Raw genomic sequence first — 26,017 nt, forward strand, 5'->3', positions numbered from 1 at the left:
CTGCCCGCGAGTGCCGGCAGCACGAGCAGGGGCGTCCAGCACAGTCCTCCCGCGGCCACGATGGCCGGAACACCGCACGGTGGCCGCCCCGGCGCTCCGGCGGGAGCGCGACGTGAGGGCTCAGGCCGCCCGCGGATCGTCCGCGGGGTCGACGTACTCCAGGGAGATCGGACCGATCGCCGTGACCTGCGTGACGTACTGACCGGACTTCGCCCAGTGGAAGTGGGGGGTCCCGCCCGGCAGCACGATGACGGCTCCCGGCGGATACGCCCGCAGCTTCTCCTCGTCGAAGGTGTCGCCGAGGCCGATGTAGAAGACGCCCGAGACGACCACGTAGACCCGGTCCTCCGTGTGCCGGTGCGGCATCAGCCTCTCGCCGGAGGGCAGCTTGACCCGGACGACATAGGGAGCGGGCTCGGACGGGTTGCCCACGACGACCGCCAGGCGGGCCGTCGGCGGGAACGCGGGAAACGGCTGCCAGTCGAGGTCCTGCGGGAGAACCGACCTGAAGACTTCCTGGCCGGGCTGGTGCGTGGGCATGCTCGTGACCTCCCGTCCGCGAGGTGCCGGCTCGGTCCCGCCCCGCTCTCCATCGTGCCCTCGGCTCCACAGGGGTGCCATCCCGCCCCGGACGATGCGCCACCTCATCGTCGGCCGCCGGTCACCGCGACGGTGCCGGCGAGCACCTTTGGGCCATCAGGTCGGGAGCCATGCGCCACGCGAAGGAGCGAGCGCGGTTCCCCGATCGCCGGTGCCATCCTGCCGAGGTCGCCAACCCAGGAGTCGCCATGTCCGAGCCCCCCACCCGTGTCGTCGCCGACCCCGCTCCGCTGGGACTGGCCGCCTTCGGGGCGACGACCCTGATGGTCAGCCTGTTCAACGCCGGAGTCCGGCCGGAACTGGTCGCCGCGGTCTTCCCGACCGCCTTCCTGTTCGGCGGCGTCGTCCAGCTGGTGGCCGGCATCTTCGAACTCAAGCAGGGCGGAACCTTCGGCGGTACGGCGTTCTCCGCCTTCGGCGCGTTCTGGATGGCCTACGCCGTGTACGGCCACTTCGTCGAACCCACATTGCCGCCCGACCAAGCGCACCTCGCCACCGGGATGTTCGCGCTTCCCTGGACGATCATCTCCTTCTACCTGACCGTCGCGACCCTGCGGACCACCGGCGTGCTGCTCGCCCTCTTCGCAAGCGCCACGACGACGCTCACCGTCCTGACCATCGCCGAGTTCGTGGACTCCGACCCCGCGAGGCGGATCGGCGGGGCCATCGGTCTTGTCACCTCGGCCCTCGCCCTGTACGCGTCCTTCGCCGGTGTGATCAACACGACCTGGGGACGGCACATGATCCCGACCTTCCCCGACCCCGGCAAACGCCTCGCCCGTCTCGGGCACCGCAAGAACCGCCCCGTGTCCATCACCTCCTCCACCGGCGAACGGGAGATCTCGCACGCCGAGGCGCATCCGGAACGCTGACCGGGAGCCCGCGACCCGTCTCGGAGGGCCCGGCACCAGCAGACCGCGCGCAGGCCGCCGGTACGACGCCGCGCACAACTCCTAGGCGTCGCCCCAGCGGACGCCGGTCAGCTGCTGCGACCGCTCCCACAGACGGCGGCCGAGTTCCGGATCCCGGGCCACTGCCGAGAGCCGCACGGTGACCGGGTGCCCGGATCGTCCTCCCCGGCCGTCGGGTCCGACGTAGGAGCCGCCGGCGAGACCGGGCTCGGTCGCCGCGAAGAGCTGGGGCAGGGCCCCCATCTCCGGACTCTGCGCGAAGAGCCTGCCGGAGACGCGCATGGCGATCCCCATGAGCCCGTCTCCCTTGCTCTGCATCGGCGTGTTGCTGTAGCCGGGGTGCGCGAGGACGCTGGTGATCGGCGACGGTGACGACCGCTCCCGCCGGGCGAGCTCCGCGCCGAAGACCGCGTTGGCCAGCTTGGACGCCGAGTACGCCGCGAGGGGGGTGTACTTCCGGGACCACGCGACGTCGTCCAGATCGAGTTCGCCCTTCTCGTGCAGGTACGACGTGACGCTCACGACCCGCGGCGCGGGCGACCGGCGCAGCACCGGCTCCAGCAGCGCCGTGAGGGCGAAGTGCCCGAGGTGGTTCGCGGCGAGATGGCGCTCGGCGCCCTGCGCGGTCACGGAGTGCTCGACCATGGAGATGCCCGCGTTGTTGACGAGTACGTCGACGGACTCCTCCTCGCCGATCTCCGCCGCCGCCCGGCGGATGGAGTCCACATCGAGCAGATCGACCCGGCGCACCTCCACGTCGGCCCCGGGGTACGTCCTGCGCAGGGTGGACGCCACGGCTTCCCCCCGTGCCGCGTCACGGACGGCGAGGAGTACGCGGCCGCCGTGCGCCGCGAGTTCGCGCGCCGTCACCAGGCCGAGGCCGCTGGTGGCACCCGTCACGACGAAGGTTCGGCCCTCCTGTGCGGCCATCCGGTCCGCGGTCCATCCGCCCTGCCTGCTCGCGTTCGTTCCTGAATCAGTCGGCATCTCTTGATCTCACATTCTCGTTGGCACGGTCTCGCTCGACCCGCCTCGAAAGGTCCGGGACCGTGCACGAAGCTAAACGTTGCCATTAATGTGAAGGTCAAGCGGTGACGGCGATGCGCGCCGCCCGCAGGTACGTCCAGCCGAGGAGAGCGCTGTGAAGATCGGAGAGCTGGCCGCGAAGACCGGGGTCGCGACACGACTGCTTCGGTACTACGAAGAGGTCGGCATCCTGCACCCGTTCCGGAGCCCCAACGGGTACCGCGCCTACGGCGAGCCCGCCATCGACCGTGTGCTGCAGATCCGCGAACTCCTCGAAGCGGGCTTGACGACCGACATGATCCGCGAGGTCCTGCCCTGCCTCGAGGCCGCGAAGGAGGAAGCGGTGACGGACTGCCCGGCGGCAGCGGATCTGGACGGTCTGCGGCAGCAGCTGAGCGGTATCGAGCGGCGCATCGACGTGCTGCAGCGCAACCGGGACGCGATCAAGAGGTACCTCCGCGCCTGGGAGGAGGCCGGGCCCACTGTCGACTGACTCGACATGTCGAGTCAGTCGACATAAGGTCGGCGGATGACCGAGCACAACGATCCCTCAGAGGACAACGAGCACTCCGAGCCCGAGCGCATCACCGCACTGGCCGCCCTCATCGGGTGGGCCGAGCGCAGGGAACGCATCGCCTCCGATCGCGCCGACCTGGTCGCCGACGCTTGGCGTACGGGCACTCGGAGCGTCATGGAGCTGGCCAGATGCGCTCGGGTCTCCCGCGACACCATCTACGCCGATCTCGCGGCGCGCGGCGTCGAGGTGAGCAGGCGGGGCGAGCGCCACATCGGGCCCCTCACGGGCCGAGGCGCACCCCTCGACGCGGAATCCGTGCGTGCGGTCTCGCGGATCGCGGACGCCGTCACGCGGCCGGCCTACGCGCATGATCCGGCCGACCCCGTCACACGCGCCGCGCTCGCCGCGTCGGGGGCCCTGGGCGCCGTCGCCGACGTGCTGGATCCGCCGGTTGACCAGGGGCCGGGGTGGGACCCGAAGGACACCTTGCCCCACCTCGCGGAGCGGGGGCAGACCGTGTCGCACCAGGCACATCAGGCACTGGCCGCGGTCGCCGATCGGGCGGAACTCGCGGCGGCCGCGGAATTCAGGCGCCGCGGCCTGCTGCACTCCGGCCGGAACGCCGTCGCCGACGCCGTGACGCTCACGGTGACCGTGCCGACGGGCGAGACCGTCACGGTCGACCTCGGCACCGACGAGACGGGCTGGACCACCATGGCCGGCGGCAGCGACCTGGTGGGCGATGCCGTGGGCACCCTCGACCACCTGGAGGTGCAGGCCGCGTTCCAGATCCTGGCCCAAGTGGTGACCCGCCACCTCACGGAGCGGGCGATCGCCCCGCGGCCCACGGAGACGCTGCCCGGTACTCCCCCAACGCGCACTCGCCACCTGCCGAGCAGCGATCAGCACTGATCACCCGGGTCCGCGAAACCGGGCCCACGGAAGGCCGCCGGGAGCCTGGTGCGCCGCTTCGCGGCCCGAGGGCGGTACCGATCGCGATCGTGTACCGCCCCTTCCACGCCTGCAAGCAGCCGCCGTCGCTGGGTGCGACGGCGGCGTCACGCCTGCGTTGCGTCGGTCAGCCGCGGACGATGTTCTCCGCCTGCGGGCCCTTCTGCCCCTGCGTCACGTCGAACGTGACGTGCTCACCCTCCTGCAGCTCGCGGTAGCCGTTGCCCGAGATGTTGGAGTAGTGGGCGAAGACGTCCGGCCCGCCCCCGTCCTGTGCGATGAAGCCGAAGCCCTTCTCCGAGTTGAACCACTTCACGACGCCAGATGCCACTGTGTTCGTCCCTCACATGCTGCTGATGCCGGCGCACCCCCTGGTGCGCCGTCGGACCCCTTTGCTGGGCCCCGGCTTTACTTACCCGATAACCCACCCCTCGCGCCAGTGATTACGTGCGCGTCCCGCGTGTCGTTTCGACGGTCTCCCGCCGCGCGGGCCCGCCCGGGCCATGCTCCCGGGCCCCCGACCGGACGGTGGGCCCGCCCGGATCCGCGTGTGGGTGGCTGTGGCGGGATGCCGCCCGGCACCGCCTCCGCACGCCCACGACAGCCCCCAGGGCGGCCATCCACAGGGTGCCGATCACGGAGGTGACGCCGTTACCGCCGGGTCGGCACGGGCCGGCTTCCCCAGGCCTTCGCCCGCCAGCCCCGGGCGCGTCATCCCTCCGCGGTGCCGTCCTCGTCCTCCCAGCGCAGCAGGTCGCCCGGCTGGCACTCCAGCACCTCGCAGAGCGCGGCGAGCGTCGCGAAGCGCACCGCCTTGGCGCGGCCGTTCTTGAGCACCGCCAGGTTGGCGGGAGTGATCCCGACGCGGTCCGCGAGTTCGCCCACGGACATCTTCCGCCTGGCCAGCATCACGTCGATGTCGACGGCGATCGGCATCAGATCACCTCGTCCAGCTCGGCCCGCAGCTGCGTCGCCTCGACGTCGCGCGCGACGGCCTGGGCGAGCAGAATCCGCAGCACGAGCACGAGGAGCGCGACACCCAGGATGGCCACGCCGATGCCGCCCATGATGACGGTGACGCCCGGGTCCTCGCGCTGTCCGGGCGCGTTGATGGCCGTGACCGCGAACCACACGAGGGCGGCCGTGACGATCGCGCCGATCACGACGTCCACGTACCGGAAGGCGGCGTGCGAGAACACGGTGCCGCGTCGCACCATCGTCACCAGCCGCCACACGCAGACCAGGGCGACCTGGGCCGACACCATGCCCAGGATCGTGACCAGGCGCAGCGGGGTCAGCGGGAGCGACCCGTCCTCCGGGTCGTTGCCCGACACCAACGCCCACACCATCCCCACCTGCACGAACACGGTGCCGGCTAGCACCACCACGAGGACGGCGCGCAACGCCCACACTGTCAGCTTTCCCATGACCCATCCTTACATCGAGTTACGATGGGAATCTATCGAATCTCGATAGGTGAAGCAAGGTCGGGGGCAGCGGGCGGGCAGGCGGCGGTTTCATATCGCGGCCCGGTACGGTCAGGCCGTCCCGGCGTACCGTTCCCCCGCGTACGCCCGCAGCACCGGCACGACCGCCTCCGCGCCGCCCGGCAGCCGGTCCACCCGCTCCAGGACGTAGGCCCGGTGGCCGTCGACCAGGTGGTCGGGCTGCTCCTCCCCGTAGTTCCCCGGCAGCGGCCACACCGTCAGGCACGGGCGGGGTTCGACGCCGCGCGGATGCGAGCCGACCGTGACGGTGGCTATCCGCGCCCACCGGAAGAAGCTCTCCTCGCCGGCCACCTCGCGCATGCCGATGCCGGCGGGCCCGATCCGCAGCCGCATCGGCTTGCGCCGGCGCACGTAGGAGGATCCCGCCTGGATCCGGCAGACGATCGCCGCGAGCAACGCCACCGTGACGGGGATCCCGGTTCCGGCTTCATAGTCGGCCTGCTCGGGATGGAAGATCAGGTACAGCATGAACGAGCCGGACACCGCGCTGCACGCCAGCGCCGACACCGCCCAGGTGGCCATCCGGCGGCCGGCGCCCTCGTCGGCGGTGAAGGTCTGCTCCCCGCCGGGCACGCGGAGTCCGGGGCCGGCGACGGTCACCGGGATCGGCGCCCGCACGGCGCGCGGCGCCGTCTCGAAGTGGCGCCGCCGTGCTCGGCGAGCGCGGCGGTGAGTTCCCGGACGCTCTGGTCCAGGTCCGCGCACTTCACCGGGTGTAGCGGGTCCGGGCGTCCGCGGTGAGGTCGCGTCGGCGCGGCAGCGTCACGCCCGGCGCCGTCCAGAGCATCAGCCGCGGCTCGGGCGCCGCGCTCTCGCTGTCCGGCGCGGCATAGTGCCACAGGGCTGCCGCGTCGGTCTGCTCCCAGGCCAGTTCGGCGTCGTGCAGGGTGATCCCGAACTCGTCGATCCGCAGCCGGAACGGCCGCCGCGCATCACGCAGGTCCCTCCATCCGCGCCGGACCGCCACCACGGCCAGGGCCCCCACGAACCCCGGGCCGAGGACTTCGCCGTCGCGGGGCGCGATCAGCCAGACGAGCGCGCCCGCCAGGGCGACGAGTCCCCAGAACGTCCACCGCTTCCCTCGTCTTCGCAGCGTGCGCCCGACCGTGAACTCCATTGCGCCGAACCCCCTTTGCCATACTCCGCCGGTTCCATGATGTGGCCCCTCATCAGCATCTTCCGGCCCCGCGGATGGGGTGGGTGCTCTTCCGTGACGTCCGCGGGACATCGGCCCCCTCCCGCCCCTCCCCCACCTCCGTCCGTTCACCGCCCTGCCGCCTCATGTGCAGGAACGCCCGGGCGCTGCCCGGCCGGGATGGAGGCGACGCGGGACGGGCCCCGCGGTCACGTCTCCGCTCCGCCCTCGCCCACGAGGTGCGCCGGAGAGGCGGCGATCTCACGCCAGAAGTCGATGATCATTCGCTCGAACCGCAGCCCCACCTCCACGGTGGCCCGCTGGGGCGAGCCCGCGGGCAGCGTTCCGGAGGCGACCAGCCGTCCGTATTCGTCGAGTTGGCCCTCATGGGCGCGGATCTGCTCCGCGGCGAGCCGGCCGATCGCGTCGACGGTGTCCGCGGCGCCGGTCGCGGCGCCGGTCGCGTCGGCATCGATGCCGGCTTCACACGTCTGGGGCTGGAAGTAGAGCCTCAGCAGCCCCTCGTCGTGGATCTCGGTGATGGCCCGCGTCGGTGCGGCGAGCCACCGGCACAGTTCGCGTCGCCCCTCCTCGGTGAGCGACAGGGTGCGCCGATGGCGGCCTCCCTCTTCCTGGCGCTCGACGACCAGTCCGCGCCGCACCAGCCGTCCGGCCTCGGCGTAGAGCTGTGAGCGGGGGAAGACCCAGAAGTGACCGATGCTCTGACGGATCCTCTGGTCGAGTTGATAGGGGGTCGCGCCGTCGTGCCTGCCCAGCAGGCCGAGGACGACGTAGGCACTGACCGGCAGTGCGGTCGGCATCGCTGCCTCCCGATTCAGACCATCTGAATCTCAATATTCCGGACATAACCGTCCATACCGTACCGTGGATTTCGACGGTCGAGAGGGATCGACACGACCGCCGCAAGCCGTCCCGATGGACGCCCTGTTGGGCGCGCGACCACGGCCGCCCACCCCCTCCCCCACTTCCAGGAGGCAGCTCCGTGAGTACCACCTTGTTCGAGCCCGTCACTCTCCGCTCACTGACCGTTCCGAACCGCATCTGGATGGCCGACATCTCCCACTCCGGCGCCGCACCGGACGGGGACCTGGCGGGCGTGCCGGACGACGGGTATTTCGCGCACCTCGCGGCGCGGGCCACCGGCGGCACCGGACTGATCCTGGCCAAGGCCACCGCGGTCGGCCCGGAGAACCGGCTCGGCGCGTACGACCTCGGCATATGGAACGACACCCAGGTCGAGGCGTTCCGGCGGATCACCGGGTTCCTGAAGTCGCAGGGCACGGTTCCCGGTGTCCAGCTCGCCGCGGGGCGCATGGACCCCGCCGAGGGAGGCTGGGTCGACCGCAGGTTCCCGGTCACCCCGGGCAAGCGGTACGGCTGGACGCCCGGCGGCTCCGGCCCCGTCCCGTTCCGCACGGGCTCCACCGCGGCGGACGAACTCGGCACCGAGCAGATCGGCCGGGTCGTGGCGGACTTCGCCGACGCCGCCCGGCGCGCCCTGGACGCGGGATTCCAGGTCGCCGGGGTCCACGGCGTCCACGGCGGTCTCGTCAACCAGTTCCTGTTCGGGCACAGCAACCACCGCACCGACGGCTACGGCGGGGACTTCGCGGGCCGCACGCGCTTCGCGCTGGAGGTCGTGGAGGCCGTCCGCGCGGTGTGGCCGCAGGACCTGCCGGTCTTCTTCCGCATGTCGTCCGCCGACTGGCCGGACGAGTCCGCCGGCGACGACCCCGAGGACTGGACCCCGGACGACACCGTCCGCCTCGCCAAGGAACTGCAGGCCCGGGGCGTCGACCTGATGGACGTCCCGGCCCCGCGCCACCGGGCGCCGGTGGCCGAGCGCGTACGCAACGAGACCGGCATGCCCGTGGCCGCCGTCGGCCCCCTGACCCAGCCGGCCCAGGCACAGGCACTCGTCCGCTCCGGCGCCGCCGACGCCGTCCTCCTCGGCCAGGAGCTGCTGCGCGACCCGTACTGGCCCCTGCACGCGGCAACCGCGCTCGGCGGGAGGGTCAACCTCGCCAGGCACCACACCGGCGTCTGAGGCGCCCGCCCCATTCGACCACCCTTCGGCCCGGCCCCAGAGCCGTCCGGCCCGCACCTTCCCCGTCCCCCGTCACCGTTTCCCGGAGAAGAACCATGCACAACAGCCCCCTCTTCGACCCCGTCCGGCTCGGCGCCCTGTCGCTGGCCAACCGCTTCGTGATGCCCCCGATGACGCGCAGCCGCTCCCTGCCCGACGGCAGCCCCGGCCCCTCCGCGCCGCTCTACTACAGCCAGCGCGCCTCGGCCGGGCTGATCATCACGGAGGGCACCGTCGTCGCCGCCGAGGGCGTCGGCGGCCCCGGCATCCCGGGCCTGTGGAGCGACGCCCAGGTCCAGGGGTGGAAGCGCGTCACAGACGCGGTGCACGACGCGGGCAGCACCATCGTCACCCAGTTGTGGCACACCGGCCGCGCCTCGCACCCCGTCTTCCAGCCCGGCGGCAAGACCCCGGTCGGCCCCTCCCCCGTCGCGATCGACGGCCTGGTCTTCACCGACGAGGGCCGCGTGCCCTTCGTCGCGCCGCGGCCGCTGGAGATCGACGAGATCCAGGAGATCGTCGCCCAGTTCGCCAAGGCCGGCGAGAACGCGATGGCGGCCGGGTTCGACGGCGTGGAGGTGCACGCGGCCAACGGCTATCTGATCGACCAGTTCCTCCAGGACAGCGCCAACCGGCGCACGGACCGCTACGGGGGCGGCGTCGAGAACCGCGCACGCCTGCTGCTGGAAATCGTCGACGCCCTGGCCGGGACGGTGGGCGCGGACCGCGTCGGCGTCCGCATATCCCCGAGCAGCGTCTTCCAGGACATGACCGACTCCGACCCGCACGCGCTGTTCGGCCACGTCGTGGACGAACTCGCCGCCCGCGACCTCGCCTATCTGCACCTGGTCGAGCCGGGCATCATCGGCAACGACGACCACACCGCCGAGCGGCGACCGGCCGACGACATCGACAGCGCCTGGGCCCGCCAACGCTACCCGGGCCGCCTGATCGCGACCGGCGGCTATGGACGCGAGGAGGCCCTGCGCGCCGTCGAGAGCGGCACCGTCGACGCCGTGGGCTTCGGTCGCGACTTCATCGCCAACCCCGATCTGCCCGAGCGCCTGGCCCGCGACGCGGAGCTGCGCGAGGCGCTGCGGCCCACCTTCTTCGGCGGTGACGACCGCGGCTACCTGGACTACCCCTCCCTCGAGGCCGAGCGCCTGCTGTCCGAACTGCGCGAGGGACGCCTCGAGCCGGTGCCCGGCCTGGAGCTGAACTCCGCGACGCCGCCGGACACATGGCACCTGGCCTGGGCCCAGCAGCGCCACGCGGCCGCCCGGGACTGACCCGCGCGGTCGCCGACCCGGACGGGGCGCCCGATGGGGCGTGCCCGTCCGGGAGTGCCTGCCGAACATGCGCCGGCGGAGGATTCGGGAGGCCGGCGCCACTGCCCCGCAACGGCCGGAGCCGGAGCATGGAGGGCGCTTGGACGCCCGCTCAGCGGCCTGCTGAGTCGGACGGGCCGCCAAGGCCTTGCCTGTCGGAGCAGCCGGCGATGCGGTGCAGGAACGGGTCCGGAAGGCGCATGGTGGCAAGGCGCTGCAAGGCGTCGGCCCGTTCAGCCACGGCTGGCTTCCGCTCTGCGGGCACCGTCGCAAGCAGGCGTTGCAGGAGAGCGTTGAGACGTCGGACGGTCTGGAGGCTCGACGAGCCGTACAGGAGGGTTTCGTCGAGTGCCACGGAGACGACATCGGCCCATTGCGGGGCGGGGAGGTTGACGCGGGGGGTGCCGTGCTGGCCGAGGAGCCAGATCGGCCCGAGCGTCCGGTCCGTGAGTCGCAGCAGGGCGTCTTCGATCTGGTCGAGTGCCTGGACGGCCGTGGTGGGGTCGTTGATGCCAGGGGACAGGGCCCGGATGGCGATGTCGGCGAGCAGCCGGAATCCGTACGCGGTGTCCTGCTCGAGCGTGCGGCTGGGTCCATAGCGGAGGCATGCGGCGATCCTCCGGTCCGGTAAGGGGTCGACGGCCGCTGCTTCTGGTTCGACGCGAGCCACCACGTCGCCTGTCGTGACGGAGTCGCCGACGGTGCGCGTGAGCCAGATACGGAGGTGGTTTCGGTCGGCGAGCCGGGTGATACGTGCTTCGTCGATCGAGGCGATGACCGCGGGCCGGCCTCGATGCGTGATGGAAAGCGTGTCGCGCTGGTGCGCGGTCAAGGGAACGGGGCTGGTCTTCGCGGCTACGGGATGGACCTGGTGGATGGTTGCGCGGAGGCACTCGCCGACGGCACGGGACAGGCCGCCGCCGGTGACGGCGTGGCGCAGTGACGCCAGCAGGTGCAGGACGACGATGGCGTCGAGGAGGACGAGCGCGACCGCCAGGGTGACGCTGAGGCGCGGGACGTTGTCACCTCGGATGTGGCTGAGCGTCACCAGCGCGTAGAGGGCCGTGCCGATCAGCAGGCCGAACAGGGCCAGGAAGCGGCTGAAGCGTCCGAGGGCTGCCACGAGTCGTGGAGACATCGCTTGGACGGTCTGCACGACGAGGGTGATGGCCGTGACGATAAAGCCCGCCAGCGTGATCATGCTGCCGGCGACAGCTCCGAGGGCCGCTTGCGCTGTGGAGGCGTCGAAGCTGAGACCGGGCGCGGGCAGGCGCTTCTCCCACAGCGGCAGGAACCAGCCCAGCACCGCTCCTCCCGTGGCCAGCGTCAGCGCGGCGCTCTGGCCGCGCAGGAGTCCGGTGCGGCAGGCGCCCCGGCTCCGGTTCGGACGCCGTGCCGGCGGCTGGGACGTCATGGTCGGAGTGCGGGCGCGAGGCAGGCTTCCGCGGTGCCGAGCTCGGTCCTCACGGGCCACAGCGAACGGTTGGACGAGGTCGGCTGTGTGCCGTTGCCGCGTGCGTGCCACCCGTTCACTGGCGGGCCTCCTCGATCCTCGCTGCTGGGGACACTGAGTTGCAGATCACCGGGCGGTGCCGGTCGACGCACGGTGGCGCATCGCTTCCGAAGTGGGGCGGGCTACGGAGTCACGATGGCGAAGTTCGGGTCGGGTGTGCCGAGATGTCTGAGGAGTTCGGTCAGTTTGCCGACATCGCCGGTTGCCCGGACGCCGGTCCGGTGCTCCAGGTCGGTTGCCGACAGGGTTCCCAGGAGGACGGCCCGCAGATCGGCCTCGGAGAGGGTGACCTCGAGGTCGGGTCCGGCAGCTGCGGGGCCCTCACCGAGCACGTGGGTGAGCACGCCGTTGTGGAGGCGCCAGGTGACGGGCTCCGTGCCGTGGACGTTCCAGCGGACGGTGATGTCCGCGTCCCAGCCGGCGGGGCCGTCGAGGCGGATGGCGAGGGAGTCGAAGAGCTGGTCGAGGGACAGCGCGGAGACCACGTCGGGGGACGCGGTGACGGTGGGTGTGCCGACCAGGCCGTGTCGCAGTTCGAGGGCGCCGGTGAGGTAGAAGTTGCGCCATGTGCCGTTCTCGCTGCCGTAGCCGAGCTGGGTGAGGGCGTCCGCCTGCAGTTCGCGTGCTTCGGTGTTGCCGGGGTCGGCGAACAGGACGTGGTCGACGACCTGGGCCACCCAGCGGAAGTCGCCGTCCGCGTAGGACTGGTGGGCCCGGCGCAGTACCTCGTCGGCGCCGCCCATGAAGTCCACGTAGCGGGTGGCGGCTTCGGTTGGCGGGTGTTCCCACAGGTGGGCGGGATTGCCGTCGAACCAGCCCATGTAGCGCTGGTAGATCGCCTTGGTGTTGTGGCTGACCGATCCGTAGTAGCCGTGGGTGTGCCAGGCGTGTTCCAGCGCCGGGGGCAGCTGGATCCGTTCGGCGATCTCCAACGGCGTGAGTCCCTCGTTGATCATGCGCAGGGTCTGGTCGTGGAGGTAGGCGTAGAGGTCGCGTTGCTCGGTGAGGTGGGTCAGGACCCGCTCGCGTCCCCACACCGGCCAGTGGTGGGAGGCGAAGGCGACGTCGCTGTGGTCGCCGAAGAGCTGGATGGCCTCGGTGAGGTACTTGGCCCACACGCGAGGGTCGCGGACTTCGGCACCGCGCAGGGTCAGCAGGTTGTGCAGGGTGTGGGTGGCGTTCTCGGCCATGCACAAGGCGGCGCGGTCGGGGAAGTGCACGTTGAGTTCGGCCGGCGCCTCCGTGTCGGGAGTCAGCTGGAAGGTCATGCGGATGCCGTCGACGGTGAGCTGGTGCCCGGTGTGCGTGATCTCGACGGTGGGCGGGATGAGGCTGACCCTGCCCGTGGAGGTCGTCTGCCCCAGACCCGCACCGAGCTGGCCGTGCGTTCCCTTGGGCAGCGCGGCGCCGTACATGTAGGCGGCGCGGCGCGCCATCGCCGTGCCCGCGTAGACGTTCTCACTGACCGCATGGGCCAGGAAGCCCTGAGGGGCGATGACGGGCAGGCCGGCTCCGACCTGTTCGGCGGTCACGACGCCCTTGACGCCGCCGAAGTGGTCGACGTGGCTGTGGGTGTAGAGCACGCCGGTCACGGGGCGGTCGCCGCGGTGGCTCCGGTACAGGGCCAGGGCGGCCGCAGCGGTCTCGACGGACAGGAGGGGGTCGATGACCAGGATGCCCCGCTCACCCTCGACGACGGTCATGTTGGACAGGTCGAAGCCGCGCACCTGGTAAACGCCCTCGGCGACCTCGTACAGCCCGTGCCGGGCGACCAGACCGCTCTGCCGCCACAGGCTCGGGTGAACGGTGTCCGGGCAGTCCGCATCGAGGAATCCGTACGCGTCCAGGGACCACACGACGCGACCGTCGCGGTCCGTGATCTCCCGCTGGTCGACGGTCCCGAGGAAACCTCGGCCGACGTCGTCCAGGTCGCGGCGGTCCTCGAACGGCAGGAGGCTCCGTGCGGCCTGGTTGGCGGCGACGATGGCCGGCTCGGGACCCTTCAGCGCGGAATCGGCGGACATCGTGTTCTCCTTCGAGACCGGACCGGCGTCATACCCGTACGGGAGAGCCTCTGCCACCCTCGGCGATCGCCCGCAGGCACGCCATCAGGATTGCGCCATCTGCACGACGGGACAGGAGACGGTGCGCCACGGGCTGCACCTTGGCAGATGTGGTGCTGCTCCCCAGCGTCAGTCCGCCTGCTCGGCTGTGGTCGGGCTGTCTCCACCGTGCTGGTAGATGTCGGGAATGCCGTCCCCGTCGGCGTCCACGTTCTCCTCGGCGCACAGCCGCCGGTACAGCCGGTTGCGACGGAGCAGGAGCAGGGAAGCGAGGCAGGCCGAGATCACCGAGGCCACCAGGACCGCGGCCTTGACTTGCTCACCTTGCGAGGCGGTCGCGGGGAAGGAGAGTTCACCGATCAGCAGGGCGACGGTGAAGCCGATGCCGCCCAGGGTGGCGAGGCCGAACACGTCGGCCCAGGCGAGGTCCGGATTCAACCGGGCCCGCGTGAAGCGGGCGGCGAGGTAGGTTCCGGCGAAGATACCGACGATCTTGCCGAGCACCAGGCCCACGACGACGCCGAGCGGTTCGGGGCTGGTGAACACCTTCCCCAGGTCACCCGCGGAGACTGCGACCCCGGCCGCGAACAGGGCGAACAGCGGGACGACGACACCGGCGGACAAGGGGTGAAGCAGATGGCCGGTTCGCTCGGCGGGCGAGGTCACCTCGTGCTCGTCGCGGGTGGTGCGCAGGATCAGTCCCATAGCGACGCCGGAGACGGTGGCGTGCACGCCGCCGTTGTACATCAGGGCCCAGATCGCCAGGCCGAGCGGCACGTAACACCACCAGCCGGTGACCCGCAGCCGCTGCAGTACGTAGAAGAGCGCGAGCCCTGCCACCGCACCCAGCAACGCCCAGGGGTTGAGGTCGGAGGTGAAGAACACCGCGATGACCAGGATCGCGCCCAGGTCGTCGACCACCGCGAGGGTGAGGAGGAAAGCCCTCAGGGCCGCGGGTAGGTGGGTGGAGATGACGGCCAGGACCGCCAGTGCGAAGGCGATGTCGGTGGCCATGGGCACCGCCCACCCACTCGGACTGCCGCCCCCGGCAGTCGCGACCGCGGCGTACAGCCCGGCGGGCACCGCCATGCCGCACAGGGCCGCGACGACCGGCAGTGCGGCGGTCGCCGGAGTGCGCAGTTCACCGACGACCAGTTCGCGTTTCAGCTCGATCCCGGCTACCAGGAAGAACACCGTCAGGAGTCCGTCCGCCGTCCAGTGCCCGACGGAGAGCTCCAGCCCGAGGACGGGAATGCCGAAGTGGAAGTCGCGTATCGCCTCGTACGCGCCGCCGAACGGACTGTTCGCCCAGACCAGTGCCACCACCGCCGCAACCAGCAGGACCAGGCCGCCCACCGTCTCCGTCCGCAGGGCGTGGGCAACGGCCCGTCGCTCCGGCCACGGGAGCACGCCGAGGAAGAGGGGGCGGGAACGCGGCGTGTCGGTCACAGGGGCGAACCTCCGGGGCGTCGACGGGAACGGGCACACAGCCCCTCATCACGCCGACCAGACTTCCCGGCACACCGGGCGTCTCTTCTTGACGCCTTGCTGACACCCTACCGACAGCACCTCAGTGGCGGTGCTCCCGGTTCCCCCAGAGGTGCCCGCGTGGCTGCTGGGTGTGTCCCTTCACTCGCTTGCCTCGGTCACACGCCTCTTCGGTCGGTATTTCTCGGTTCTTGGTGGCGGCGTCGCGACCTTCGGCCGGGCTCGGGATAAGTGTGGTGACTGGTTCACGGCCGCTGCCCTGCCCGGCGCGCGCCTTGGCTGCGGAGGGGCGGTTCATGAGCGGCAGCGGACAGCCATCGTCGGCGGGACGACCGGGAGGTCCGAAGGAGTCCCGGGTGGCACCGCGGCGGCGCCACAGGAGGTTCATGGCGGCTGTGTCCGCCCGCGTGAGCGCGTTCGCGGAGCGGATCGGTTCGGCCGCCACACCTCCGGGTCCCTTCCGGTCCGGGTTCTGGCGCAGCCCGATCCGGGGGCCGTGGCTGACGTCGGTCTTCGGTCTCGTACTGCTCTTCGGCATCCCGGTGATGTTCGTGACCGGCGTACTCTCCTACGCCGCCTACAACCCTGGCCTGGGGCCGATCAACGACCAGACGGCGGACAAGGGCCTGCTGGGGTTCTACCTCTTCGACTGGCCGACCCGTCCCTACTGGCTGTACCGCCTGACCCAGGGCCTCCACGTGACGCTCGGAGTGGTCCTCGTCCCGGTGCTGCTGGCCAAACTGTGGTCGGTGATCCCGAAGCTGTTCCAATGGCCACCCCTGCGATCGGCCGCCCAGGCCCTCGAGCGCCTGTCGCTGCTCCTGCTGGTGGGCGGGGGCATCTTCGAGTTCGTGACCGGGATCTTCAACGTCCAGCTCTTCTACGTCTTCCCCGGCTCCTTCTACACGCTGCACTTCTACGGCGCCTGGGTGTTCATCGCCGCGTTCGTCGTCCACGTGAGCCTCAGGTTCGGCCGAATGACGCGCGCCCTGCGCAGTCGCAACCTGTTCCGGGAACTGCGCACCGGAGTCTCCGGCACCCGGCCTGAACCCCCCGATGCGGACGGCCTGGTGCCGGTCGCACCGGCGGCGCCCACCATGAGCCGACGTGGCGCAGTGGGGATGGTCGGCGCCGGATCGCTGCTCCTGCTGGTGGTCACCGCGGGGCAGAGCATCGGCGGCCGACTGCGCGGCACGGCGCTGCTCGCACCCCATGATCGTGATCCGGGACACGGCCCAAACGGCTTCCAGATCAACAAGACGGCCGCGTCCGTCGGCATCACCCCCAACCTCGTCGGCCCGGCTTGGCGGCTCGAGGTGCACGGCAGCGGGCGGCCCGTTGTCCTCTCCCGCGAGCAGTTGCTTGCGATGCCGCGGCACACCGCGGCCCTGCCGATCGCCTGCGTGGAGGGCTGGTCCACCGCCGACCAGCACTGGGAGGGCCTTCGACTCGCGGACCTCGCAGCGCTGAGCGGACTGCCTGCGGCCGGGAGCGTGCTGGTCGAGTCCGTACAGCCCTCGGGCCCCTACAGCTCCGTGATGCTTCGCGGAAACCAGATCCGCGACCCGAGGGCGCTGCTCGCCCTGCGGGTCAACGGAGCGGACCTGTCCATGGACCACGGATACCCGGCGCGTGTCATCGTTCCGGCAAACCCCGGGGTCAACAACACCAAGTGGGTGCACCGACTCACGTTCCGGACGTGATCATGTCCCGATTCCTGCGCTGGTACGGCGCAAATCCGCTCCATCTGTTGGTCCTCGTCTGCTCATTCGCCATCACCGGATACGCCTGCGCCCGGTTGTTCGCGCAGCGGCCCGTCGAAGTGGTGATCTGGCTGGTAGGCGCGGCGATCGTGCACGACCTCATCCTGATGCCGCTGTACTCGCTCGCCGACCTCTCGGCCAGGTCGGTGCTCCGTCATCGAGCCCAGGACATGCCGACGCCTGCGTGGATCAACCACCTGCGTGTACCTGCCTTCCTGTCCGGCGTACTGCTCCTGGTCTGGTTCCCCCTGATCTTTCGCCTGTCCGGCCCCTACCAAGGCGCCACGGGGCTCACCGACGCCGTCTACATCGGCCGATGGCTGGCCATCACCGCCGTGCTGTTCGGCCTCTCCGCTCTGATCCTCGCCTTCAAGCTGGGCCGGATCCGCCGGCAGGCGCGAGACGACGAGGAACGCCCCCCGGCGAGCGCCGGGAAGAGTGCGTGAAGTCGCGCTCACCACGTCCTGGCCCCGTCCTCAGCTCCGCCGGCAATACCGTCTCCCCGGATTCCGGCATGCGCCGTCAAGTCGGCGGCCGCGTCCAGCAGGGTCCTCGTGCCGCTTCGGCCGAGGGTCGAACCCCGCCGTGCGGGAAGCGGGAATGCACCCCCTGCCCACACGCGGGGTACCTGTCACAGCAGCCCGGTCGAGGCTCGGATGTCCGTGTTCCGTAAGGGGTTCGGGCGTTCCGCAAGGGGCTCGCAGCCGCTGGGATGGACGCATGAGATCACGTTTACTCCCGCCGGAGTTCAGCGGCAGGCTGCACGATGCCCGAACGGCGACCTCGATCGGACGGTGGCTCGGGCTCGCCTTCGCGGTGTGCTTCCTCACCGGGCTGATCAGTCATGTGCTGCAGCATCCGCCCGGCTGGCTGGACGGTGACCTGCCGAGCCGTCCGACGTGGGGTTACCGGCTGACGCAGGGACTGCACGTCGCATCGGGTATCGCGGCGGTTCCGCTGCTGCCGGCGAAATTGTGGACGGTGTACCCGCGGCTGTTCTCCTGGCCTGCCGTGCGGTCGGTGCGGCATGCCCTGGAGCGGTTGTCGGTAGCCGTACTGGTGGCGGCGGCCGTCCTCGAAGTGGCCACCGGCCTGATGAACACCGCGCAGTGGTATCCGTGGCCGTTCCCCTTCGTGCCAGTGCATTACGCCCTGGCCTGGCTGGTGGCCGGATCGGTCCTGCTGCACATCGCGGTCAAGGCCCCGGAGATCCGCGCCCACTGGAGCCGGCGGTCGCCGGGAACGCTGGCCCTGCCCGAGGAGGACGGGCCCGACCGGCGCTCCCTGCTCGCCGCGGTGACGGCGGCGGTCGGTGCGGTCACGGTGACCACGGTGGGCCAGTCCTTCACCCCGCTCAAGGGCTTCACCCTGCTGGCGCCACGTCATCCGGACCACGGCCCGAACGGCCTGCCGGTCAACCGCACCGCCGCCGCGGCCGGCGTCGGGCTGATCGCGTCCGACCGCTATCGCCTGACGGTCGTCGGACCCCGGGCCTGTGCGCTGACACTCGATGAGCTGAGGGGGCTGCCGCAGTACGAGGCTGAACTGCCGATCGCCTGTGTGGAGGGCTGGAGCAAGTCGGCCCACTGGACGGGCGTCCGGGTGGTGGACCTCCTGGACCTCGCGGGGGCCCCGCGGCACGCCCGGGTACGGGTGGTGTCCCTGCAGACACGCGGGGACTACCGGATCTCCGAGATGGGGCACGAGTACGCACGCGACCCGCTGACCCTGCTCGCCCTGCGCCTCAACGGCGAGGAACTCACCCCCGACCATGGCTACCCGGTTCGTCTGATCGCCCCGAACCGGCCCGGTGTACTGCAGACCAAGTGGGTCGGCCGGCTGGAGGTGCTGTCATGAGGACGGGCGTGACGCGGTGGCTCACGGGCGCGGCCGGTCTGGTGCTGGCGGGAGTGGGCGCCTATCGGCTGCTGGGGGTCGACGACCTGACAGGCGTCCTGATCTGGCTCGGCGGCGCGGTGGTGCTGCACGACGTGCTGATCGCGCCGCTGGTGCTGCTCATCGGTTCGGTACTGGTTCGAGGGGGCGTCCGCGGGCCCGTCCGCGGGGCGTTGCTGGTCGGCGGCGCTCTGACGGCGGTCGCCCTTCCGGTGCTGCTACGCCCGGGGAAGCCGGCCAACCCCTCGGTCCTGCCGCTGGACTACCCGCGCAACTGGCTGGTCACGCTGGTGGCGGTGGCGGTCGTCTCGGCGCTTGTGCCCGTTGTGCGGCGCATCGGCCGCAGCCGCCGGCGATGACGTTCGCGGGTTCGTCCGCAGTACGGCAAGCCGTGCGGCCCGCGGTAGGGGGGCTTACGAACCCCTGACGTGTCGGCGTCGTACGGTCGCCGACCGGCCCGGTGGCCTTACGGTCGAGGCATGTTGATCCTGGTCACCGGAGGCGCGGGCTTCATCGGCTCGCACGTCGTCACCGCCCTCGCCGGCGCCGGGCACGAGGTGCGCGTGCTCGACGCGCTGTTGCCTGCCGCGCACCGTACGCCTCCGCCGGTCCCCGACGGGGTGGACTGGAGGCACGCGGATGTCCGTGACGCGGCGGCGGTGTCCGAGGCCCTGCGGAGCGTGGACGCCGTGTGCCATCAGGCGGCGATGGTGGGCCTCGGCAAGGAGTTCGGCGACGCACCCGCCTACGTCGGTTGCAACGACCTGGGCACCGCGGTGCTCCTGGCCGGCATGGCCGAGGCGGGAGTTCGGTCCTTTCTGCTGGCGAGTTCGATGGTGGTCTACGGCGAGGGACGCTACGAGTGCCCGTCGCACGGGGTCGTGGGGCCGGGTCCGCGCAAGGTGGCCGACTTGCGGGCGGGGCACTTCGAACCGCCCTGCCCGCAGTGCGATGAGCCCTTGGCGCCCGGGCTGGTCGCCGAGGACGCCCCGCTTGATCCGCGCAACGTGTACGCCGCCACCAAGCTGGCACAGGAGCATCTCGCCTCGGCGTGGGCGCGAGCGGTGGGCGGACGGGTGATCGCGTTGCGGTACCACAATGTGTACGGGCCGGGGATGCCGCGGGACACCCCGTACGCCGGGGTCGCCTCGCTGTTCCGGTCCGCGCTGGAGCGTGGTGAGGCGCCGCGCGTGTTCGAGGACGGTGGCCAGCGGCGTGACTTCGTCCATGTCCGGGACGTGGCCGCCGCCAACCTCGCGGCCCTGGAAGGTCTGCCCGCTCTGCCGGAGGGGACTGCGAGGGCATACAACGTCGGCAGCGGTCAGCCGCACACGGTGGGAGAGATGGCGGCCGCCCTGGCCGAGGCGCACGGCACGCGGACACCGGTGGTCACGGGCGAGTACCGGCTCGGCGACGTCCGCCACATCACCGCCTCCTCGCACAGGCTGCGCGAGGAACTGGGCTGGACGCCGCGGGTCGCGTTCGCGGAAGGAATGGCGGAGTTCGCGACGGCTTCGTTGCGGAACGGCTGACGGGCCGACCGGCCGCACGGAGCCTCAGACCGCGGCGGGCAGCCGCACCTCGAACCGGCACCCGCCGGGGACGTTGCACACCGCTGCCCGGCCCTTGTGCGCCTCCACGATCCCCCGCACGATCGCCAGCCCCAGACCCGCTCCGGCGGGCGGCGTCCGGGCATCGGTGCCGCGCCAGCCGGTGTCGAAGACACGGGGCAGCTCCTCCACGGGAATGCCGCCGCAGCCGTCCGTCACGGACACGACGACGCTGTTCGCTTCCCGGCGGGCGGAGACCGCGATCGTGCCGTCGGCAGGGGTCCGGTGGATCGCGTTGACGAGCAGATTGGCGAGGACCCGGGACATCTCACGGCCGTCGACCTCGACCGGAACGGGCTCGACCCGGTCTCCGACGACCCGTACGCCGTGCTCCTCGGCGAGGGCGGCGGCGCCCGCGAGCGCGTCTCCGACGAGGTCGTAGACCGACACGCGGGTGGTGTTGAGGGCGAGGACGCCGGCCTGGATGCGGGAGAGCTCGAAGAGGTCGCCGACCATGTCGCTCATCCGTTCGACCTCAGTGCGGATGCGGGCGTGGTACACGCCGGGATCGTCGACCAGGCCGTCCTCCAGGGCCTCGGTCATGGCCTGCAGTCCGGCGAGCGGGGTGCGCAGGTCATGGGAGATCCAGGCGACCAGTTCGCGCCGGGATTCCTCCAGGGCCCTCTCCCGTTCCCTGGACGCGGCGAGCTTCGCGCCGGTGGCGGCCAGTTCACGGCCGAGTTCCGCGAGTTCGGCGGTGGGCGCGGCAGCGGGCGGGGTGAAACTGCCGCCGTCACCGAGGGCGCGGGTGGCCTCGGCCAGGGCCCGGCTGCCTCGGACCACGCCGCGGCCGAGCGCGAGCGCCACCCCGAGTGAGACGACAGCCGCGATGGAGCAGACCATCGTCACGACCCACAGGTCGTGGTCCGAAAGGAACATGGCCCAGGACACCAGCATGGTTCCGGCCAGCATCGCCGCGACCGTGACGACGGCCACGACCGCCAGGGACAGTGCGACCGAGCGGTTGCGCAGCAGCCGCAGAACGCCGGTGCCGAGCAGGCCGGCAACGGCGGCGCCGATGGCGGCGTAGACCACGATGAGGACGGTGTCATGCACCATCGCGGGCTCCCTCGGTCGCGGGCGGAGCGTCGAACCGGTAGCCCACGCCCCACACGGTGCTGATCAGGCGGGGGTGCGCGGGGTCTTTCTCGATCTTCTCGCGCAGCCGCCGGACGTGGACGGTGACGGTCGACAGATCGCCGAACTCCCAGCCCCACACCCGGCGCATCAGCTCCTCCCGGCTCGTCGCCCGTCCGGGATTGCGCAGGAAGAACTCCAGCAGATCGAACTCACGGATCGTCAGGGAAAGTTCGGTGCCGTCGCGCGTGACACGGCGAGCGCCGGGGTCCAGGACGAGAGGGCCGGTACGCAGCCCGGATTCGGCCGCGGCGGCCCGGTCGGCCTGATCTCCCGTACGGCGCAGCACCGACTCCACCCTGAGCACGAGCTCACGGGGGCTGAAGGGCTTGGTGACGTAGTCGTCGGCCCCGACTTCCAGGCCGAGGATGCGGTCCTCTTCGTCGCCGCGCGCCGTCAGCATGATCACGGGGATCGGGCCGCTGGAGCGCATCCGGCGGCAGACCTCGATGCCGTCCATGCCGGGAAGCATCAGGTCCAGGACCACCAGGTCGGGCGTCCGAACAGCGGCCAAGGCCAAGGCGGTGGGGCCGTCGGAGGCCACGTCGACGTCGAAGCCCGCCCGGTTCAGGTAGCCGACGACGACCTCGGAGACGGTGGCGTCGTCGTCCACGACGAGTACATGTTTCACGTCGTCGAGTCTGGCACCCGGCCTTCGGCCGACGGCGGGAGCCGTGGCGGACGTCAGGGATCCGTAAGGCGGTCAGATCCCTTTTGGGTATTTTGTCCCCGTAGGGTGAGTGGAGTGATCGAGACATCTCCCTCTCCTTCCGCTTCGGTGGACGTGGTCCTGCCCTGCCTCGACGAGGCCGAGGCCCTGCCGTGGGTCCTGGAACGCATCCCCCCGGGCTGGCGCGCGATCGTCGTCGACAACGGGTCCACCGACGGCTCGGCGGACATCGCCCGCGGCCTCGGGGCGCACGTGGTCCACGAACCCCGGCGCGGTTTCGGCGCCGCCTGTCACGCGGGCCTCACCGCCGCGACTGCCGACATCGTCTGCGTCTGCGACTGCGACGCCTCCCTCGACCCCGCGCTGCTGCCCGCCGTCACCGGACCCGTCCTCGACGGCGTGGCCGACCTCGTCCTCGGCCGGCGCAGGCCCGTCACGCGCGACGCCTGGCCCCTGCACGCCCGGCTGGCCAACCTGGAGCTCGCCCGGCTGGTCCGCCGGCGCACCGGCCTGCGCCTCCACGACCTCGGACCCATGCGCGCAGCCCGCCGCGAGGCCCTGCTCGCCCTGGACCTGACCGACCGTCGCTCCGGCTACCCGCTGCAGATGGTGGTCCGCGCCGCCGACGCGGGATGGCGGGTGGAGGAGACGGACGTGCCGTACCGTCCGCGCACGGGCCGGTCCAAGGTCACCGGCACCTGGCGCGGTACCTGGCAGGCGGTACGGGACATGCGTTCCGTCCTCGCCGAACCCCCCGTCGACCCGGCGCCCGCGGCGCGCGCCCGGGAGACGGGACGATGAGCCACCGCCGCCCGGCCTCGAATCCGCCCACGCTGCTGGTCATCGCAAAGGAACCCGTACCCGGACGGGTCAAGACACGGCTCACCCCTCCCTACACCCCCCGGGAGGCAGCCGCTCTCGCCGAGGCCGCCCTCGCCGACACGCTGCACACCGTGCTCAAGGCGCCCGCTCGGCGGCGCGTCCTCGTTCTCGAGGGGGCTGCCGGTCCCTGGTTGCCGCCCGGCTTCGACGTCGTGCGCCAGGGCGCCGGCGGCCTGGACGAGCGCATCGCGGCCGCCTTCGACCACTGCGACCGCGGACCGGCCCTCCTGGTGGGCATGGACACCCCGCAACTGACCGTGGAACTCCTCGCGGGGGTCGGACGCGACGGCCACGACGCCTGGTTCGGTCCGGCCGAGGACGGAGGCTTCTGGGCGCTGGGGCTCGCCGATCCGGGACGCGCCGCAGCGCTCGTACGCGGCGTGCCGATGTCCACCGACCGCACCGGCGCGACGCAGCGGCACCGGCTCGTCGCGGCGGGGCTCAGCGTGAGCGACCTGCCGGTGCTGCGCGATGTGGACACAGCCGCCGACGCCACCGCTGTCGCCGCCTGCTGCCCGCCCGGCTCGCGCTTCGCCGCCGCGCTGAACTCGCTCGCGCGGGCGGGCCGGTGAACGGCACGGCAGGCGGCCCTGATCCCGCCCTCTCCGAGCGGACGGCACGGACCGCGGACCGGTGGAACACCCGGACGACGACCCGGCCTGCCCGGCTCCCTGCGCAGCCGGGCGAACCGTGGACGGACGACCCCTACGCCGACGCCCTGCGCACCGGTCGCGGTCCGCTCTTTCTGCGCCGCCTGTCACCCCCGGGCCGACCGGACGGCATCGCGGGGGAAGGGGAACTGCTGCCGCTGGACGTCGAGCGCTGGTGTGCCGCCCCAGACGTCGCCGACACCACCGTACTGAACCGCTGCACCGGCCCCGTGCTCGACGTGGGTTGTGGACCGGGACGTCTGGTCGCAGCCCTCGCCGCCCGGGGCGTGCGGGCGCTCGGAGTGGACCTCAGCCCGGCCGCGGTGGCCCGGACCAGACGACGCGGGGGCACTGCCGTGCGCCGGTCCGTCTTCGACCGCCTGCCGGGGGAGGGCCGCTGGGGCACCGTCCTGCTGATGGACGGCAACGTCGGCATCGGTGGCGACCCGTTCGCCCTCCTCACCCGCCTACGCACCCTGGTCGCGCCCGGCGGGCGCCTCTTGGCCGAGCCCGCACCGCACGACGCGGACGAGCGCTTGACCGTCCGGGTCGAGGACGTCCACGGCCGGCACGGCCGCCCCTTCCCCTGGGCCCGCCTCGACGCCACCGCCCTGCTGCGCACCGCCGCGGCCACGGGGTGGATCCCCACCGGCCGGTGGACCGACGCGGGCCGCCAGTTCGTGGAACTGCAGCGTCCTCGGCCCCGGCACCACGATGAGCACCCGACGGCCACCGGAAGGCCCGGACACTCATGAGCGACACTGCTCCCGCACAGCATCAGTCGCCGCAACCGCTGTCCGGTCGACCCGCGGTATCCGTGAACGGCACGCCGGCCCGTATCCGCACCATCGCCGTCGTGGTCCTGCTCGCCGCACTGACCGCTGTCGTCATCGGCACCCTCCGCACCGGCGACAGCCGGAGCGACCCCGGGCAGCTCGCGGTCGGATACTCGCTCGCCTGGACGCTGTTCGCGGCCTCGGCATGGGCCGTTCGCAAGGTCCCGGCACGCGCCGCGACCGGGCTGGTCATCGCCGGCGCGGCCGCCGTGGCGCTGGCCGGGCTCGCCGCACCGCCACGCACCAGCACCGACATGTACCGCTACGCCTGGGACGGCCGCGTACAGGCCGCCGGGATCTCTCCATACGCCTATCCGCCCGCCGCACCCGAACCGGCCAAGCTGCGGGACGACTGGCTCTTCCCCGCCGGTGGTTCCTGCCAGGGCTGGGGGCTGACCTCGACGGACAGCGGTCTGTGCACCCGTATCAACCGACCCACCGTGCCCACCATCTACCCGCCCGTCGCCGAAGCCTGGTTCGTCACCGTCCATGTCCTCTCTCCACCCGGCAGCCGCCACAAGCCGCTCCAAGCAGGCGGTGCCGTACTGGCGTTCGGCACCACCGCCACCCTCCTCGCGGTGCTGCGCCGACGAGGTGATCCCCGCCAGGCCCCGGCCCGCACCGCACTGTGGGCGTGGTGCCCGGCCGTCCCCCTCGAGGCGGTCAACAACGCCCACATCGACACCCTCGGTGTCCTGCTCACCGTGCTCGCCCTGGGCACCGCCACAGCGGGCGCCCGTCGTGGAGGGCTGCTCGGCGCGGCCGTGGCCGTCAAACTGCTGCCCCTGCTGACGGTGCCCGGCGCGCTGTCCGGCGAGCGCGGTCCTGCCTGCGTCCTGTGCACGCTGACGGCGACGGCCGCCGTCGTCGTGCTCAGCTACCTGCCGTACGTCGCCGCGTCGGGCACGGGCGTCCTGGGCTACCTGCCCGGCTACCTGCAGGAGGAGGGCTACGAACCCGGCGATGTGCACCGGTTCGCCCTGCTGCGTCTGCTGCTCCCGGACAGCACCGCAGGAGTGGTCGTGCTCGTGCTGCTCGCACTGCTGGCCCTGTACGTATGGTGGCGCGGCGACCCGGCCCGCCCCTGGCGCGGCGCCCTGCTGCTGACCGGTACGGCGCTGCTGCTCGTCTCACCCAACTACCCCTGGTACTCGCTGCTCGTCGTCGGCCTCGTCGCGCTCGACGGTCGCTGGGAGTGGCTGGCCGTCACCGTCGCCGGCAGCGTCCTCTATCTCGGGGGCGGTCTGCTGCCCGGCATCCCCCTCCAGGCGTGCGCGTACGGCACGGCCGCCGTGTGCGTCGTGGTCGGGGCGTGGCTGCGCGCTGCCCCGGCACGACAACTTCTGAGCAGGCGTCGATCGCGCATCTGACGTACCTGCAATCCAAGTTGCGCCGTCGGAATGAGCGCGAGCGTGCTTCTTCGATT

General features: G+C 71.7%; 27 protein-coding genes. 14 read left to right on the plus strand and 13 right to left on the minus strand.

What is annotated here, in order from left to right:
- Positions 1 to 120: 120 nt before the first annotated feature.
- Complete coding sequence (locus tag CHF15_RS24405) at positions 121 to 540, minus strand: cupin domain-containing protein (protein ID WP_089226014.1); 420 nt, start codon at positions 538 to 540, stop codon at positions 121 to 123.
- 170 nt (positions 541 to 710) lie between these two features.
- Here CHF15_RS24405 and CHF15_RS24410 point away from each other — a divergent pair, with 170 nt between their 5' ends.
- Positions 711 to 1,472 (plus strand): acetate uptake transporter, encoded by a 762-nt coding sequence (locus CHF15_RS24410; RefSeq protein ID WP_265737408.1) that lies wholly within the window; start codon positions 711 to 713, stop codon positions 1,470 to 1,472.
- Positions 1,473 to 1,553: 81 nt separating this feature from the next.
- Here the strand turns inward: CHF15_RS24410 and CHF15_RS24415 are convergent, their stop codons facing one another.
- Complete coding sequence (locus tag CHF15_RS24415; RefSeq protein ID WP_089226016.1) at positions 1,554 to 2,498, minus strand: oxidoreductase; 945 nt, start codon at positions 2,496 to 2,498, stop codon at positions 1,554 to 1,556.
- Between the two features lie 154 nt (positions 2,499 to 2,652).
- On the opposite strand from CHF15_RS24415, the gene CHF15_RS24420 reads away from it, so the two are divergent.
- Together CHF15_RS24420 and CHF15_RS24425 are read left to right on the plus strand one after the other, a co-directional pair.
- Positions 2,653 to 3,030: a MerR family transcriptional regulator gene (locus tag CHF15_RS24420; protein WP_089226017.1), complete on the plus strand. Its 378-nt coding sequence runs from the start codon at positions 2,653 to 2,655 to the stop codon at positions 3,028 to 3,030.
- 36 nt (positions 3,031 to 3,066) lie between these two features.
- Positions 3,067 to 3,966 carry a hypothetical protein gene (locus tag CHF15_RS24425; protein ID WP_089226018.1) on the plus strand — a complete coding sequence of 300 codons (900 nt, stop codon included), beginning with the start codon at positions 3,067 to 3,069 and terminating at the stop codon, positions 3,964 to 3,966.
- Positions 3,967 to 4,132: 166 nt separating this feature from the next.
- On the opposite strand, the gene CHF15_RS24430 is transcribed toward CHF15_RS24425, so the two are convergent.
- The 6 genes from CHF15_RS24430 to CHF15_RS24450 form a co-directional block, all read right to left on the minus strand.
- Positions 4,133 to 4,336: a cold-shock protein gene (locus tag CHF15_RS24430; RefSeq protein ID WP_018561948.1), complete on the minus strand. Its 204-nt coding sequence runs from the start codon at positions 4,334 to 4,336 to the stop codon at positions 4,133 to 4,135.
- 380 nt (positions 4,337 to 4,716) lie between these two features.
- On the minus strand, positions 4,717 to 4,941 hold the full coding sequence (locus CHF15_RS24435) for a helix-turn-helix domain-containing protein (protein ID WP_089226019.1): 225 nt from the start codon (positions 4,939 to 4,941) through the stop codon (positions 4,717 to 4,719).
- Positions 4,941 to 5,432, minus strand: coding sequence for a DUF2975 domain-containing protein (locus tag CHF15_RS24440; protein ID WP_089226020.1), 492 nt, complete (start codon positions 5,430 to 5,432; stop codon positions 4,941 to 4,943). The genes CHF15_RS24435 and CHF15_RS24440 overlap by 1 nt, the downstream gene beginning before the upstream one ends.
- Before the next feature lie 111 nt (positions 5,433 to 5,543).
- On the minus strand, positions 5,544 to 6,131 hold the full coding sequence (locus tag CHF15_RS45860; protein WP_245939017.1) for a hypothetical protein: 588 nt from the start codon (positions 6,129 to 6,131) through the stop codon (positions 5,544 to 5,546).
- A gap of 88 nt (positions 6,132 to 6,219) precedes the next feature.
- A complete protein-coding gene (locus tag CHF15_RS45865) occupies positions 6,220 to 6,630 on the minus strand; it encodes a hypothetical protein (protein ID WP_107418565.1) in 411 nt (136 codons plus the stop codon).
- A gap of 227 nt (positions 6,631 to 6,857) precedes the next feature.
- The gene (locus CHF15_RS24450; RefSeq protein ID WP_089226021.1) at positions 6,858 to 7,469 is read right to left on the minus strand and encodes a PadR family transcriptional regulator; all 612 of its coding nucleotides are present in this window, start codon (positions 7,467 to 7,469) and stop codon (positions 6,858 to 6,860) included.
- A 182-nt stretch (positions 7,470 to 7,651) separates the two neighbouring features.
- Between CHF15_RS24450 and CHF15_RS24455 the strand changes: the two genes are divergently transcribed.
- Entirely contained in the window at positions 7,652 to 8,716 is a 1,065-nt protein-coding gene (locus CHF15_RS24455) for an oxidoreductase (RefSeq protein WP_089226022.1), read from the plus strand.
- Between the two features lie 95 nt (positions 8,717 to 8,811).
- A complete protein-coding gene (locus tag CHF15_RS24460; protein ID WP_089226023.1) occupies positions 8,812 to 10,044 on the plus strand; it encodes an alkene reductase in 1,233 nt (410 codons plus the stop codon).
- Positions 10,045 to 10,195: 151 nt separating this feature from the next.
- On the opposite strand, the gene CHF15_RS24465 is transcribed toward CHF15_RS24460, so the two are convergent.
- The 3 genes from CHF15_RS24465 to nhaA form a co-directional block, all read right to left on the minus strand.
- On the minus strand, positions 10,196 to 11,497 hold the full coding sequence (locus CHF15_RS24465; RefSeq protein ID WP_089226024.1) for a DUF2254 domain-containing protein: 1,302 nt from the start codon (positions 11,495 to 11,497) through the stop codon (positions 10,196 to 10,198).
- Positions 11,498 to 11,718: 221 nt separating this feature from the next.
- Positions 11,719 to 13,620, minus strand: coding sequence for an alkyl/aryl-sulfatase (locus CHF15_RS24470; RefSeq protein ID WP_089226025.1), 1,902 nt, complete (start codon positions 13,618 to 13,620; stop codon positions 11,719 to 11,721).
- Between the two features lie 168 nt (positions 13,621 to 13,788).
- The gene (gene nhaA, locus CHF15_RS24475) at positions 13,789 to 15,108 is read right to left on the minus strand and encodes a Na+/H+ antiporter NhaA (RefSeq protein WP_089226026.1); all 1,320 of its coding nucleotides are present in this window, start codon (positions 15,106 to 15,108) and stop codon (positions 13,789 to 13,791) included.
- Positions 15,109 to 15,533: 425 nt separating this feature from the next.
- Here nhaA and CHF15_RS24480 point away from each other — a divergent pair, with 425 nt between their 5' ends.
- The 5 genes from CHF15_RS24480 (at position 15,534) to CHF15_RS24500 (ending at position 20,338) form a co-directional block, all read left to right on the plus strand.
- Positions 15,534 to 16,850 (plus strand): molybdopterin-dependent oxidoreductase, encoded by a 1,317-nt coding sequence (locus CHF15_RS24480; protein ID WP_089226027.1) that lies wholly within the window; start codon positions 15,534 to 15,536, stop codon positions 16,848 to 16,850.
- A gap of 2 nt (positions 16,851 to 16,852) precedes the next feature.
- Positions 16,853 to 17,356: a hypothetical protein gene (locus CHF15_RS24485; RefSeq protein ID WP_089226028.1), complete on the plus strand. Its 504-nt coding sequence runs from the start codon at positions 16,853 to 16,855 to the stop codon at positions 17,354 to 17,356.
- Between the two features lie 274 nt (positions 17,357 to 17,630).
- Positions 17,631 to 18,767 carry a molybdopterin-dependent oxidoreductase gene (locus tag CHF15_RS24490; protein WP_089226029.1) on the plus strand — a complete coding sequence of 379 codons (1,137 nt, stop codon included), beginning with the start codon at positions 17,631 to 17,633 and terminating at the stop codon, positions 18,765 to 18,767.
- Positions 18,764 to 19,165 (plus strand): hypothetical protein, encoded by a 402-nt coding sequence (locus CHF15_RS24495; RefSeq protein ID WP_089226030.1) that lies wholly within the window; start codon positions 18,764 to 18,766, stop codon positions 19,163 to 19,165. Before CHF15_RS24490 ends, CHF15_RS24495 begins: the two co-directional genes overlap by 4 nt.
- A gap of 120 nt (positions 19,166 to 19,285) precedes the next feature.
- Positions 19,286 to 20,338 (plus strand): NAD-dependent epimerase/dehydratase family protein, encoded by a 1,053-nt coding sequence (locus CHF15_RS24500; RefSeq protein WP_089226031.1) that lies wholly within the window; start codon positions 19,286 to 19,288, stop codon positions 20,336 to 20,338.
- Between the two features lie 24 nt (positions 20,339 to 20,362).
- Here the strand turns inward: CHF15_RS24500 and CHF15_RS24505 are convergent, their stop codons facing one another.
- Positions 20,363 to 21,475 carry a sensor histidine kinase gene (locus CHF15_RS24505; RefSeq protein ID WP_179279942.1) on the minus strand — a complete coding sequence of 371 codons (1,113 nt, stop codon included), beginning with the start codon at positions 21,473 to 21,475 and terminating at the stop codon, positions 20,363 to 20,365.
- Positions 21,465 to 22,184 (minus strand): response regulator transcription factor, encoded by a 720-nt coding sequence (locus tag CHF15_RS24510; RefSeq protein WP_179279943.1) that lies wholly within the window; start codon positions 22,182 to 22,184, stop codon positions 21,465 to 21,467. The genes CHF15_RS24505 and CHF15_RS24510 overlap by 11 nt, the downstream gene beginning before the upstream one ends.
- 114 nt (positions 22,185 to 22,298) lie before the next feature.
- On the opposite strand from CHF15_RS24510, the gene CHF15_RS24515 reads away from it, so the two are divergent.
- The 4 genes from CHF15_RS24515 to CHF15_RS24530 are packed head-to-tail and all read left to right on the plus strand — an operon-like array spanning position 22,299 to position 25,961.
- Entirely contained in the window at positions 22,299 to 23,024 is a 726-nt protein-coding gene (locus tag CHF15_RS24515) for a glycosyltransferase family 2 protein (RefSeq protein ID WP_089226033.1), read from the plus strand.
- Positions 23,021 to 23,677: a TIGR04282 family arsenosugar biosynthesis glycosyltransferase gene (locus CHF15_RS24520; RefSeq protein WP_089226034.1), complete on the plus strand. Its 657-nt coding sequence runs from the start codon at positions 23,021 to 23,023 to the stop codon at positions 23,675 to 23,677. Before CHF15_RS24515 ends, CHF15_RS24520 begins: the two co-directional genes overlap by 4 nt.
- Entirely contained in the window at positions 23,674 to 24,510 is an 837-nt protein-coding gene (locus tag CHF15_RS24525; RefSeq protein ID WP_089226035.1) for a class I SAM-dependent methyltransferase, read from the plus strand. Before CHF15_RS24520 ends, CHF15_RS24525 begins: the two co-directional genes overlap by 4 nt.
- Positions 24,507 to 25,961: a glycosyltransferase 87 family protein gene (locus CHF15_RS24530; RefSeq protein ID WP_089226036.1), complete on the plus strand. Its 1,455-nt coding sequence runs from the start codon at positions 24,507 to 24,509 to the stop codon at positions 25,959 to 25,961. Before CHF15_RS24525 ends, CHF15_RS24530 begins: the two co-directional genes overlap by 4 nt.
- The last annotated feature ends 56 nt before the right edge of the window (positions 25,962 to 26,017 follow it).

The organism is Actinacidiphila glaucinigra, from assembly GCF_900188405.1.
GTDB lineage: Bacteria > Actinomycetota > Actinomycetes > Streptomycetales > Streptomycetaceae > Actinacidiphila > Actinacidiphila glaucinigra.